Consider the following 12,368-nt stretch of genomic DNA (forward strand, 5'->3'; position numbering starts at 1 on the left):
GGGTTACAGGCAAAAAAAAGTCTTTTGTCTAATATCTTTTGTCTTATAATCTTAACGAAAAATGACCATAAAAGAGTCTCAGGAAATAGTAGACGAGTGGATAAAAACTATTGGCGTTCGTTATTTTAATGAACTTACCAATACCGCTATTCTTACAGAAGAAGTAGGGGAGTTGGCCAGTATTATGGCTCGCCGATATGGGGAACAGTCTGAAAAGGAATCTGATAAAGATAAAGACCTAGGCGATGAAATGGCGGATGTGCTTTTCGTGTTGATTTGTTTGGCAAATCAAACCGGAATAGACCTCACAGATGCACTAAAGAAGAATCTAGAGAAGAAGACTAAACGTGACCTGAATAGACATAAGGAGAACAAAAAACTACAATGAAAAATATCTTCTTGGCATCTTTTGAGCGTGTAAAGAGAAACTGGCCTACGCATATTTTTATGTATGTGGTAGGATTGCTGTTAACGGCATTTCCAATGTTTCTTTTTTATCAAATACTAGAGAAAGAAGCTGCTCACAGTATGCTGTTAAGTGAATTGGTGCCAGACTTTAGTTTTATGATTTTTAGCGATTTCATGGCCGCTTCTGGCAAGGCTTTTAAACCTGTTTTCAAGTATGCTTTATTGTCAGGCTTTGTGGGTTCAATCGTTTACACGTTCTTTTCGGGAGGGGTAATTGACCAGTTGGCCAATCCAAAGCAAGCTCTTACATTAATTCGCTTTTTTAAGAAATCGGCTTCACATTTCCCTAAATATTTTGGATTACTATTATTGATAGGAATTCTTCTGTTTGTATTTTTCTTAGTAGCTGGTTTCGTCTATTTTATATTTGCTGCTATAGCAAATGGCAGTACAGAAAGAGGCTATGTTTTATGGCTTATTCCGCCAAGTATCTTCCTTTTTGTATTAATGACTTACGGACTAACAGTCAGTTTTTATGCCAAGGTATTTATTTATAAAGAGCCAAAAATTGGCTTTGTAAAGGCTTTTTGGGAGGCCTTTTATTATGTTTTTAGGCAGAAAACGCCTCTGGTTTATTTCTGGATGACCATCGGTCTAGGTTTCTGTATACTCCTTATTTATATGCTTTTAGATAAATATATTGGCATGACTTCGACTTTTGCCATAATTCTTATGGCCGTTTTTCAGCAGCTATTTGTCTTCAATAAGTTTGTTTTAAAACATTGGAATTATGCTTTGGCTTTGGAGTATTTTGAAAAAGCACCTGTTAACCTAGCTCCACCAGTTGTCGAAATTGAGGAAGAGCTAGAAACAGAACAGTTTGAGGAAGAGGATGAAGATTCTGACAAAACCAAACTTTCTGAACCAGAAGAAGGTTCTTAATACATGGCAGAAGAAATCATTAATAGAGTAGCCACTAGTGGGCTGGTTAGTTTAGATTTAGAAGATTCTTATCACGCAGGAGAGCGTGTGGTTTATGATTTGAAAGACAATCTTTTCATGGACATGATTCTGAAAGAGAAAGACTTTAGAACATTTCTTAAAGAACATGATTGGTCACAATATGAGGGCAAAAATGTAGCCATCACTTGCTCGGAAGACGTCATAATTCCGACATGGGCATACATGCTTTTGGCATTAAAGTTAGAGCCCGTGGCAAATTGTGTGGTAAAAGGAACTTTGAAAGATTTGGAAGTAAAACTTTATCAAGAAGCACTTCTGAATATAGATTTTGAACAATATCGCGATGCCAGAGTGGTGGTAAAAGGCTGCAGTAAAGTAGATGTACCTGCCGAAATATATGTTGAAGTCTCTCGCAAACTTCAGCCTATAGTGAAGAGCCTAATGTTTGGTGAGCCATGCAGTACGGTGCCTCTTTATAAAAAACCAAGATAATATGACCAACCGCAATTTTTTATAAAAGATTACGTCTTACTTTTGTGGTGTAATTCAGCAGGATGCAAAATATAAGAAAAATAGGGGCACTTAGCTTGTTGACTTTACTTCTGGTAAAGGCAATGGTGGTACCTGCTATCTTTTTTAATTATGAGCTTCGCAAAGATTTCATTATTGAAAATTTCTGTGTTAATAAAGAGCGTCCAGAGTTAAATTGTGATGGTCAGTGTTATTTGGCTAAACAATTAAAGGCTGCTCAAGAGCATGACGAAAATGAGGCAACTGCTACTTTTGTTGATAAGCTTTTAGGTTTTGAGTGTCTAACTGGTCACTCAGATTGGCAGTTTTCTGATTCCATAGTTTTTTCAAAACTACAAGAACCTATTGCTGGGCATCAGCACTTAAAAGGAAGCGAACTAGCTTTCTCTATCTTTCATCCTCCGCGACTTATTTCTTAATTATTTATCGTTTTTATTTTATTGACCGTATGGCACTTCATGTATTGAAGCGGCTCTATCTGTCTATTGATTTATTTACAAAATTTTAAGAATAACAATTGAAATGAAGATTTCTAACAAACTATATATTGGCCTTTTAGGCTTGTCAATTTTTGCTACCTCATGTGATGATGATTCTATGGGAGAAGACCCAAACGCTACTAATACTGTTCAGATAGAATTTGATAACAGATTTGGTTCTACGGATTTAGTCTTAGGAACTACAAAAGCTACTAACGCTAGTGGAGAAGAGTACACATTAAGTACTTTAAACTATTTTGTGTCTAATGTGAGTTTGATGTCTGACATGGGAGAAATGATTTCTTTCCCAGACCAATATTTCTTGGTAAAAGAATCAGATACAGGTTCTCAATTTATTGATTTACCAGAAGTGCCAAGCGGAAATTATTCTCATTTAACATTCACTGTAGGTGTAGATAGTCTTAAAAGCATTTCTGACGTTTCTGCCCGTACTGGTGTTTTAGATGTGGCTTCTTATGGTGACGATAATATGTATTGGAGCTGGAATATGGGCTATATTTTCTTCAAAATTGAAGGTAACTCTTCCGTAATTGATGTTCAAGGTAGCGACAAGTTTGAATTTCATATTGGAGGTTTTGGAGGAAGAGATGCCGCAACACCTAATAACCTTGAGCAGATAGACCTTCACTTAGATGGTGTTAGCGTGAGTGCTTCAAATTCTCCGCAGGTACATGTGATATTTGATGTCTCTAAGGTAATGGATGGTACTAATACCATTTCTTTAGCTGAAACGCCAGCTATTCATAATCCAATGATAGGTAAAAGCGTGTCTGCGAATTATATGTCTGCATTTGCGGTAGACCACGTACACTAAAATATGAAAAAGCTAATCTATTTAGCTGTTTTGGGTACACTGTTGATGGCTTGTAATGGGTCATCAACAGTGCTAAACCCTGTGGAGGAAACTGGAGAAAAACTGTTTTATCAGCCAGAGAATTTCCCGCAGCCTACCTATGATTTTTCTAAGAATCCGGTAACAGATGAGGGTTTTGAACTAGGTCGTAAGTTATTTTATGATGGTAAGCTTTCAAGAGATGGAACCATCAGCTGTGCGGAGTGTCATAGTCAAACCTATGCTTTTACACATCACGGACATTCTATTAGTCACGGAATTGATGATAAAATAGGCACCAGGAATGCCCCTGCTGTGCAGAATACGGCTTTTATGAATTTGTTCTTTTGGGATGGAGGTGTTTTTGACTTAGATTTCTTTTCAGTGGCTCCTATTACTAATCCAGTGGAAATGGATGAACAGCTCGGAAATGTTCTTGACAAACTAAGGGCTACAGAAGATTATCCTAAGATGTTTAAAGCGGCCTATGGCTCCGAAGAAATAACTACAGAAGGCTTTCTTAAGGCTCTAAGTCAGTTTATGAACAGTTTAGTTTCGGCAAACTCTAAGTATGACAAGTTTGTAAGAAATGAGCCTGGTGGAGAATTTACGGATTCTGAAATAGCTGGACTGTCTATTTTCAAAACAAAATGTGCCTCATGCCATGCCACAGATCTTTTTACTGATGGTAGTTTTAGAAATAATGGTTTGCAAATTTATGCTAGAGACCCTGATTACGGAAGAGCTATTATTACCGAAAATGCAGACGATAATTATAAATTTAAAGTGCCAAGCTTAAGAAATATTAGCTATACCGCTCCTTACATGCACGATGGGCAGTTTCTTTCTTTAAAGCAGGTATTAGAACATTACGATAATGGGGTTTACGATTCTGAAACGCTAGACCCTGAATTTAAAAAAGATGGAGTTTTGGGAATTCCATTAACGGAAGATGAAAAGACAGACTTACTGGCTTTTCTTAAAACCTTAGACGACCCTACTTTCATCAAGAATACAGCATTTGCAGCACCATGAGAAAATTAATTTTACTTTCTATATTTCTAGCTTCCGTTAAGGTAAGCATGGCCTGCGATATATGTGGCTGTGCTAATGGAGGCTCTTTTATGGGCATTATGCCCAATATGAATCAACAACTAATTGGGGTTCGGTACTTTTCAAAGACTTATCAATCGCATATTAGTAGCAAGTTTTTAGGCAGTGAAGAAAACTTTCAAACTGCTGAGTTAAGATTAAGAACATATCCAGCAAAGAACCTTCAATTGATGGCATTTTTGCCTTATCAGTTTAATGAGCAGGTATTAACTTATGATGGTGTAAATAAAAGTGACCAAGGTTTTGGTGATGCCCGAGTATTGTTACATTATAATGTGGTCAACACATCCATGGATTCGGCTTGGAATTCAGATTTTAATCATCAATTACTCTTAGGAGGTGGCGTAAAAGCTCCTTTGGGAAAGTTTAGTTTTGATACCTATGACGCCACGCAGGTGGCCAATGCCAATTTTCAATTAGGAACAGGCAGCTGGGATTTTCCTTTGCAGGCTATTTATACGCTGCAACATAAGAAAATGGGGCTCAACATGAATGCCACTTATCAAATTAACGGCACCAATAAAGATGGTTATCGTTTTGCTAATAGGTCGGTGATAGCAGGTACTTTTTTTAGAACTATGTACACGCAAAACTGGACCATACTTCCGCTATTCGGTATTTATGCAGAGCAATCAGGCATGAATCAAGAAAATGGTATCAAAAATGAATTGACTGGCGGTTGGCTTGCCGCAGCTAATGTTGGCGTAGAAATATATACACCACGTTTTAATTTCAGCATCAATGGACAGTTGCCGGTGGCTCAAAACCTTTCTGATGGCGAATTAGAATTTAAATCCATGTTTTCTATCGGTATTTTAAGAGCATTTTAAAAACCACGATTTCAATTTTAGTAAATTGGCACCGTGGAAAATCAAGAAAGAAACATCTCCCTTATCATTGCGGTAGCAGAAAACAATGTTATTGGGAAAGATAATACCCTTATTTGGCGACTGTCAGAAGATTTAAAAAACTTCAAAAGGCTAACTTCTGGTCATAGCATTATCATGGGCAGGAAAACCTATGATTCTATAGGTAAACCATTGCCAAAACGCCATAACATCATTGTCTCTAGAAATAAGGACCTCAAAATAGAAGGCTGCCATGTGGTACATTCTTTAGAAGCTGCCTATTCGCTAGCGATGGAACTCGATGGAAATGAAGAGGTTTTTGTGATTGGCGGAGCCAATATTTATACCCAAGCTCTGGCAGATGCCAATAGAATTCACCTTACGGCAGTACACGCCGAACCAGAAGGAGACGCGTTTTTTGACCTAAATTTATTAGAAGGTTGGGAAACCGTAGATTCTCGCTTCTACGCCAAAGACGAGAAAAATCAATACGACTTTGTGATTTCTTTGCTGTTGAGGGAGGAGAGGTAGTTCAAGGTATTTTATGGCATAGGTATAGATAGGAATGGCAAAAGTAAAAAAATACGAAACAGTTAAGGAATTGATATTTTGGTCCTATGCAAATTTGGCCATGGCACATACGGCTGTAGAAAGAAATCAAGAAAAGTATGGAACCTTCAATTATGTAATTAGAGCAAAACTGTTCAAAGGTTTGAAGGATGAGACTATGAATATGCGGTCGATTTTTGATGACGAAAAGATAAAATTACAAACTGGACAAATTTGTAATTATTGTGGGTCAAATCAGAATTTAGCTTTAGACCATATTGTTGCTCAGAAGATGGGAGGAAAGGATGACGCAGAAAACCTAATTTACGCTTGCCGCTCATGTAATAGTTCTAAAGGTAAAAGGGACTTAATGGAATGGATGGAATATAAAGGAGAATTTTTGCCTCTTATGATAATTCGACGATACTTAAAATTAGTATTTAAATTTTGTAAGGAAAATGACCTGCTTGAAAGGAAAGTTGAAGAGTTGGATACTTTTGAATTACCATTTAAATTGGAAAATATTCCAATAAAGTATCCTAAACCGAGTGAGTTGAAACTAAATATTGTAGCTCAGTAAGCTGTAATCGAATATTAGAAGCTGCCAAATGAACCTAGAACAAAACAAGAAAAACGCCATCGCATTCTATAAAACTGCTTATGAGGGGAAGCCTAAAGAAGCCATTGAAAAATATGTGGGAGATGAGTACATTCAGCATAACCCTGATGTGGCAAATGGCACACAGGGTTTTATAGACTATTTCAATAGGATGCAGGAAGAGTATCCTGAGAAGTCTATTGCCTTTGTGAGGTGTATTGCCGAAGGCGATTTAGTTTCGCTGCATACGCATCAAACATGGCCTGAAAACGACCAATACGTAACCATAGATTTTTTCAGGTTTGATGAGAACGGTAAAATCTGTGAACACTGGGATGCTATTCAGCAAATTCCAGAGAAATCTGCCAACCCGAATACCATGTATTAAAGTTTAGAGCCACAAGGAATCCTCATGGCTCTAATAGGTTCTAATTCAAATTTCTCAATCTTAAGTTCTGAGCGGCTTGCACCATATTTTTTAGCGATGCCTCTGTTTCTGGCCAAGCCCTGGTTTTTAGCCCACAGTCAGGGTTTACCCAAAGGTTTCCTTCGGGAATTACCGCCAACGCTTTCTCCAGCGATTGCTCTATTTCTAAAACCGAAGGAATGGTAGGACTATGAATGTCATATACACCAGGCCCAATTTCGTTAGGATATTGAAAATCTTGGAAACTTTCTAAAAGCTCCATTTGAGACCTACAGGTTTCTATCGTAATCACGTCGGCATCCATGTCTGCCAGTTTATCCATAATGCCCTTAAACTGCGAATAACACATGTGGGTATGAATTTGCGTTTCGGGCTGTGCCACGGCAGATGCTATTTTGAAAGCCTTTATGGCATGATTCCAATACGCATCTTGGTCTGCTTTTTTTAGTGGCAAACCCTCTCTAAGAGCAGCTTCGTCTATCTGAATAATCTTCAAACCTGCTTTTTCTAAATCGGCCACTTCATCTCTTACCGCAAAAGCTAGCTGAATAAGTGTTTCATGCCTAGGCTGGTCGTCACGGACAAAAGACCATTGCAAAATAGTTTGCGGCCCTGTCAACATACCTTTCATAGGTTTCGCACTTAGCGACTGAGCATAGCTGCTCCACGCCACCGTCATGGCTTTTAGTCGTTCTATATCACCAAAAATAATAGGTGGTTTCACACAGCGGCTACCGTAACTCTGCACCCAACCATTGGCAGAAAACACAAAACCTTCCAGCAGTTCACCAAAATATTCTACCATGTCGTTTCTTTCAAATTCGCCATGCACCAGCACATCCAAGCCCAGTGCCTCCTGCCATTTGATAACCTCGGCAGTATGTCGCTTTATTTCGGCTTCATAGTTTTCTGCAGTAATAATCCCTTTCTTTAAGTTCGCCCTTAGCGTTCTTATTTCTTTTGTTTGCGGAAAAGAGCCAATAGTGGTAGTTGGAAAATCGGGTAGCTTGAGGTGCGTCTTTTGTAAGTTTTTACGCTCTGCAAAAATCGCATTCCGCTTAAGTTCTCTGTCTGATATTTCAAGACTTCGCTTTTTTACCTCTGGTTTATGAATGCGAGTAGAGGTGCTTCTTTTTGTGATGGAAGCCGTATTTCTGGCTAAAAGAGGAGAGTTAGGGGCTGCGAGAATAGTCGCTATTTCGTTTAGTTCTATTAGCTTTTGCGTAGCAAAAGCCAACCAATCTTTAATTTCTGGGTCAATCGTCGTTTCGTTTTCTAAATCAACCGGCACATGAATAAGCGAGCAGGAGGGAGCTATCATCACTCGTTCTTCTCCAAGCTGATTTACTGCTTTCTGTACAAATTGAATAGCTTTTTCATAATCTGCTTTCCAAATGTTTCTTCCATCAATTATCCCGAGTGATAATTTTAGGTCAGGGCCAATTTTGCCAAGAATATTGTCTAATTGGTCTGGAGCACGTTTCAGGTCAATATGTAGGGTGTCTACAGGAAGATTTAAAGCCGCCAATGCATTATCTTCAATTCCCTCGAAATAAGTGCTCAGTATGATTTTTAAATCAGGAAGCTCATTTTTGATTTTATGATAAACCTTTCTGTACGTTTCCTTTTGGAAGAAATTTAAGTCTAGTCCTAAAAACGGCTCATCTATTTGAACATATTCTGCTCCTGCTTTTTGAAGTTTGTTTAGTAGTTCTAAATAAACGGGCAAAAGTCTATCGATAAGGCTGAGAGCATTAAAATCGGCATTTTTTACTTTACCTAAAAGCAAATAAGTGATAGGTCCTATCAAAACTGGCTTGGTTAATATACCTGCATTTTTAGCCTCTATAAATTCATCAATAACCTTGGTGTCATTTAAATGGAAGGTTTGAAAAGCTTGAAACTCGGGTACTATGTAATGGTAGTTGGTGTCAAACCATTTAGTCATTTCACAGGCTTTTATATTTTGGTCTTCAGACTGAAAACCTCTTGCCATGGCAAAATATAGGTCGGTTTTGTTTAGGTCATTAAACCGCTCAGGAATAGTTCCAAACATCAGGCTATGGTCTAAAACTTGGTCATAGAAAGAGAAGTCGTTTGACGGAATAAGGTTAATGCCTTGTTCCTTTTGAAGCTGCCAGTTGGCCAGCCTAATGGTTTTGCCGGTTTCTAAAAGCTCGCTTTCAGAAATTTTACCAGACCAGTACTTTTCACAAGCTCTTTTGAGCTGTCTTTGATTTCCTATGCGTGGAAATCCCAAATTGTTTTTAAGCATACTTTTGAATTTTTAAAATGTTCATTGAGTACACTTTCCGCTAAAGAAGTAAGTACACAGAAATCCTAATTTCTGCCCACCTGACTCTATGCCTTAGTCGTGAAAGCATGTTGTCAATAGCAGGTGGCAAGTATCTCGACTTCCAGTTTTTTAGGCTGGTCACGGTTGCACGACAGTTCATGAGTTTCACATGATTCCTTTTTAAGTCTACCTCGCAGTAGAAACCAAATGCTATATCTATTTCGGCTCAAAAGTAATTATTTGAATAGATAAAACAACTGTGTTGTTGAATATTTGTAGATAATATATCTATTATTATGTTATATTGTAGGTTATATAACCATAGAATATATTATTACTAGAGGACTTATCTATTGAGGGTAGGGTACTATATCTAAATTTATTATTTAAAATAATTCTAAATAAGCTTGTATGGTTTAAGTTGAGCGAATACATTTGTGCCATTATTTATAACAAGTCTAAATAAAAACAAGTGGTAAGAGTTTACATTTTTCTAGTACTAATTATACCTTTTAGGGGGATGGCACAGGTAGACAGCCTGCTGTCAAAAGACTTAGAGCAAGTGGTGGTAACGGCTACTAAAAGTGAACGACAATTAAGCTCTTTACCTATGCCAGTTACTGTAATAGCTAAGAAACAAATTCAAGAAATGGGCTCTTTAAGGCTAAGCGAAGTTTTGGCAGAGCAAACGGGTCTTTTTATAGTGAATGACCATGGAAACGGGGTGCAATTACAAGGTTTTAATCCTGATTACACGCTTATCTTGGTAGACGGGGAGCCTTTAATAGGGAGAACGGCGGGTACTCTAGAATTAAGCAGACTGGCAGTAGGAAACATTAAGCAAATAGAAATAGTAAAAGGGCCTTCGTCTAGCTTATATGGTTCGGAGGCTTTGGCAGGTGTAATTAATATTATTACCGAGCAGCCAGATAAAATGGGTGGCGATGTTTACGCCAGGTATGGCAGTAATAATACGCTAGATTTATCTGCTTTAGGGAATTTTAAGAAAGAAAAGTTAGGCATTTCTCTATTCGCAAATCATTATTCATCAGCTGGATATGACCTTACTCCGGAGACTGTAGGAAATACAGTATCGCCTTTTAGTAATTACACTTTGCAGCCTAGAATTAATTATGATTTTAGTGAAAACACCAAGCTTAAAATTTCAGGAAGGTTGTTTGAAGAATCTCAATCTGGAAACTACGAAGTAGAAGAAACTGATGGCCCAGCATTAATAGCTCAAACGGGTGCTGTACATGATAAAAACTTAAACCTAAGTTTAAATCACAAGTTTTCTACCACCTTAGGATTGACCGCTAGGCTGTATGCTTCAGGCTATGAAACCGAGTCTTTGCTCACTTATGAGCAAGATAAAAGCGTGTATGACGAATCTTATTTTAACCAAACATTCTTTAGACCAGAAGCTATTTTAGACTTCTCTTTTGCAGAAAAGCACTTCTTTTTGGTAGGAGCAGGAATGGTAAACGAAAGTGTGGAAGCCACCAGGTATGATGAACTCAAGAAATTTAATACCAAATATGTTTTCGGTCAATATGAGTTTTATGGGTCAGATAAGTTTCAAGTGAATGTGGGAGGTAGGTATGATGCTCACTCGGCTTATAGAAATCAGTTTTCGCCTAAACTGGCTGCCATGTATAAGGTGAATTCTCAGCTAAAACTCCGTGGTTCGGTAGGGGTGGGATATAAAGCCCCAGACTTCAGGCAGCTTTATTTAAACTTCACTAATGCAGTGGCAGGTTATAGCGTTTTTGGCTCGCAAGAGTTAGAAACTAACATTGCAAAACTGGAAAGCCAAGGGCAAATTGCAAATATCTTTATTGACCCATCTTCGTTTGGGCTACTAAATCCAGAAAGCTCTTTGGCGAGTAATATTGGGCTATTATTTACAAACAATAAAGGGAGAACGGCCACGGTAAATTTCTTCCGAAACGATGTCAGTAACCTTATAGAGTCTTTTCCAGTAGCTCAAAAGACAAATGGGCAGAATGTATATAGCTATAGAAACTTGGCGGAGGTTTTCACGCAGGGAGTTGAACTTAATGTTAGCCAAAGACTAAATATGTCATTTGGCGGAAGCCTTAAAATAAGTGGCGGGTATCAATACCTAGAAGCAAAAGACAAATCTATACTAGCTAAAATTTCTGAGGGGAGTTTGTATAGACGTAACCCAGAAACCCTCGAGACCGAAAGAGTAAGTCGCCGCGATTATGGTGGCTTACTAAATAGGTCAAAGCATTCAGCTAACCTGAAACTTTTCTATGAAACGGATGACAAACTAGGCTTTAACGTAAGGGCAATGTATAGAGGCAGATACGGTTTTAACGACCAAAACGGCAATGCCATCATTGATATGGATGATGAATATGCCAAAGGATTTTTACTGGTGAATACTTCCGTATCAAAAAGTATTGACAAATGGACACTTCAAACTGGTATTGATAATGTATTGAATTTTAAAGATGCCCAATACCAACCAGGGCAGGCAGGAAGGCAGCTATGGCTCCGACTGAGGTATTCTATTTAAAAGAGTTTTAACAATTGTAAATAAATAAAAATGAAAAAAATCGGGCAATTAGTCATGCTATTGGTATGTCCATTATTAACTCAAGCACACGGATACTGGTTTGAAATAGAGCAGCCGAAAGCTGCCATAGGCGAACCAGTCCAGATAGACCTTTATTATGGAGAATATGCTTCTCAGATTAGAGAAGTGGGAGATAGGTTAGATAAAATGAAGGATATAAAAGTGACTGTGGTTACGCCTAACGGTGAAGTGGAGGAAATAGTAATGACCCAGACCAATACAAAATGGACAGGAACGTATACGCCAAAGAGTGAGGGCTATTTTCAAGTGCTGGGTTTAAATGATACCAGAGAAGTGCAAGACTGGCATAAGCATAAATTGGGCATCACTAGGCCTATTCAATACTTAAGAACGGGCTTTAGCTTAGGCGAAAAACAGACAGCTTCTGACCAGCTACTTTACTTAGATACTTTCTGTAAAATCAATTCCAATAATGTGGAGCTATATGCCATGAAAGATGGCAAACCAATGAATAAAACTAAAATAAGAGTGGTGAACCCTGAGGGCTGGCTGCAAGATAAGTTTTCAAATCAAATTGGTTTTGTAAGTGTGGTGCCAAACAAGAAAGGCTTATACCTAGCAGAAGTAGAATGGATAGAAGAATTGCCAGGCACTTTCAAAGGCAAAGCCTATGAAACCATTCGCCATAAATGTGATATGACATTCGTCATCAATTAATTAAGGATAAAATTCAAACT

At 38.0% G+C, this 12,368-nt stretch carries 13 protein-coding genes and 1 riboswitch; of the genes, 12 read left to right on the plus strand and 1 reads right to left on the minus strand.

From position 1 onward, the window contains the following. Positions 1-61: 61 nt before the first annotated feature. From AC0L6O_RS04555 to AC0L6O_RS04600, 10 genes are all read left to right on the plus strand, one after another. A complete protein-coding gene (locus AC0L6O_RS04555; RefSeq protein ID WP_473306654.1) occupies positions 62-388 on the plus strand; it encodes a nucleotide pyrophosphohydrolase in 327 nt (108 codons plus the stop codon). Continuing rightward, on the plus strand, positions 385-1,350 hold the full coding sequence (locus AC0L6O_RS04560; protein WP_473306655.1) for a hypothetical protein: 966 nt from the start codon (positions 385-387) through the stop codon (positions 1,348-1,350). The genes AC0L6O_RS04555 and AC0L6O_RS04560 overlap by 4 nt, the downstream gene beginning before the upstream one ends. A gap of 3 nt (positions 1,351-1,353) precedes the next feature. Next, positions 1,354-1,863: a DUF2480 family protein gene (locus tag AC0L6O_RS04565; protein WP_111374080.1), complete on the plus strand. Its 510-nt coding sequence runs from the start codon at positions 1,354-1,356 to the stop codon at positions 1,861-1,863. 62 nt (positions 1,864-1,925) lie between these two features. Further along, a complete protein-coding gene (locus AC0L6O_RS04570; protein ID WP_473306657.1) occupies positions 1,926-2,321 on the plus strand; it encodes a hypothetical protein in 396 nt (131 codons plus the stop codon). Between the two features lie 103 nt (positions 2,322-2,424). Further along, complete coding sequence (locus AC0L6O_RS04575; RefSeq protein ID WP_473306658.1) at positions 2,425-3,216, plus strand: MbnP family protein; 792 nt, start codon at positions 2,425-2,427, stop codon at positions 3,214-3,216. A gap of 3 nt (positions 3,217-3,219) precedes the next feature. Beyond that, positions 3,220-4,269, plus strand: a complete 1,050-nt coding sequence (locus tag AC0L6O_RS04580) for a cytochrome-c peroxidase (RefSeq protein ID WP_473306660.1) — start codon at positions 3,220-3,222, stop codon at positions 4,267-4,269. Continuing rightward, a complete protein-coding gene (locus AC0L6O_RS04585) occupies positions 4,266-5,177 on the plus strand; it encodes a transporter family protein (protein ID WP_473306661.1) in 912 nt (303 codons plus the stop codon). Before AC0L6O_RS04580 ends, AC0L6O_RS04585 begins: the two co-directional genes overlap by 4 nt. A gap of 33 nt (positions 5,178-5,210) precedes the next feature. Then, the gene (locus tag AC0L6O_RS04590) at positions 5,211-5,726 is read left to right on the plus strand and encodes a dihydrofolate reductase (RefSeq protein ID WP_473306662.1); all 516 of its coding nucleotides are present in this window, start codon (positions 5,211-5,213) and stop codon (positions 5,724-5,726) included. A 34-nt stretch (positions 5,727-5,760) separates the two neighbouring features. Next, the gene (locus tag AC0L6O_RS04595) at positions 5,761-6,324 is read left to right on the plus strand and encodes an HNH endonuclease (RefSeq protein ID WP_473306664.1); all 564 of its coding nucleotides are present in this window, start codon (positions 5,761-5,763) and stop codon (positions 6,322-6,324) included. Between the two features lie 28 nt (positions 6,325-6,352). Then, positions 6,353-6,730 carry a nuclear transport factor 2 family protein gene (locus tag AC0L6O_RS04600; RefSeq protein ID WP_473306665.1) on the plus strand — a complete coding sequence of 126 codons (378 nt, stop codon included), beginning with the start codon at positions 6,353-6,355 and terminating at the stop codon, positions 6,728-6,730. Positions 6,731-6,770: 40 nt separating this feature from the next. Here AC0L6O_RS04600 and metE read toward each other — a convergent pair whose 3' ends face one another. After that, positions 6,771-9,044 carry a 5-methyltetrahydropteroyltriglutamate--homocysteine S-methyltransferase gene (gene metE / locus AC0L6O_RS04605; RefSeq protein WP_473306667.1) on the minus strand — a complete coding sequence of 758 codons (2,274 nt, stop codon included), beginning with the start codon at positions 9,042-9,044 and terminating at the stop codon, positions 6,771-6,773. 108 nt (positions 9,045-9,152) lie between these two features. After that, positions 9,153-9,288: riboswitch (cobalamin riboswitch) on the minus strand. A gap of 297 nt (positions 9,289-9,585) precedes the next feature. On the opposite strand from metE, the gene AC0L6O_RS04610 reads away from it, so the two are divergent. Further along, positions 9,586-11,610: a TonB-dependent receptor plug domain-containing protein gene (locus AC0L6O_RS04610; protein ID WP_473306669.1), complete on the plus strand. Its 2,025-nt coding sequence runs from the start codon at positions 9,586-9,588 to the stop codon at positions 11,608-11,610. Positions 11,611-11,640: 30 nt separating this feature from the next. Then, positions 11,641-12,348, plus strand: a complete 708-nt coding sequence (locus tag AC0L6O_RS04615; RefSeq protein ID WP_473306670.1) for a hypothetical protein — start codon at positions 11,641-11,643, stop codon at positions 12,346-12,348. The last annotated feature ends 20 nt before the right edge of the window (positions 12,349-12,368 follow it).

It is taken from the genome of Arcticibacterium sp. GJ41-1 (assembly GCF_055808875.1).

Excerpts from the sequence above, each read along its gene's own strand:
- AC0L6O_RS04555 (WP_473306654.1), top strand. The coding sequence starts at position 62 with ATGACCATAAAAGAGTCTCAGGAAATAGTAGACGAGTGGATAAAAACT.
- AC0L6O_RS04560 (WP_473306655.1), top strand. The coding sequence starts at position 385 with ATGAAAAATATCTTCTTGGCATCTTTTGAGCGTGTAAAGAGAAACTGG.
- AC0L6O_RS04565 (WP_111374080.1), top strand. The coding sequence starts at position 1,354 with ATGGCAGAAGAAATCATTAATAGAGTAGCCACTAGTGGGCTGGTTAGT.
- AC0L6O_RS04570 (WP_473306657.1), top strand. The coding sequence starts at position 1,926 with ATGCAAAATATAAGAAAAATAGGGGCACTTAGCTTGTTGACTTTACTT.
- AC0L6O_RS04575 (WP_473306658.1), top strand. The coding sequence starts at position 2,425 with ATGAAGATTTCTAACAAACTATATATTGGCCTTTTAGGCTTGTCAATT.
- AC0L6O_RS04580 (WP_473306660.1), top strand. The coding sequence starts at position 3,220 with ATGAAAAAGCTAATCTATTTAGCTGTTTTGGGTACACTGTTGATGGCT.
- AC0L6O_RS04585 (WP_473306661.1), top strand. The coding sequence starts at position 4,266 with ATGAGAAAATTAATTTTACTTTCTATATTTCTAGCTTCCGTTAAGGTA.
- AC0L6O_RS04595 (WP_473306664.1), top strand. The coding sequence starts at position 5,761 with ATGGCAAAAGTAAAAAAATACGAAACAGTTAAGGAATTGATATTTTGG.
- AC0L6O_RS04600 (WP_473306665.1), top strand. The coding sequence starts at position 6,353 with ATGAACCTAGAACAAAACAAGAAAAACGCCATCGCATTCTATAAAACT.
- metE (WP_473306667.1), bottom strand. The coding sequence starts at position 9,044 with ATGCTTAAAAACAATTTGGGATTTCCACGCATAGGAAATCAAAGACAG.
- AC0L6O_RS04610 (WP_473306669.1), top strand. The coding sequence starts at position 9,586 with ATGGCACAGGTAGACAGCCTGCTGTCAAAAGACTTAGAGCAAGTGGTG.
- AC0L6O_RS04615 (WP_473306670.1), top strand. The coding sequence starts at position 11,641 with ATGAAAAAAATCGGGCAATTAGTCATGCTATTGGTATGTCCATTATTA.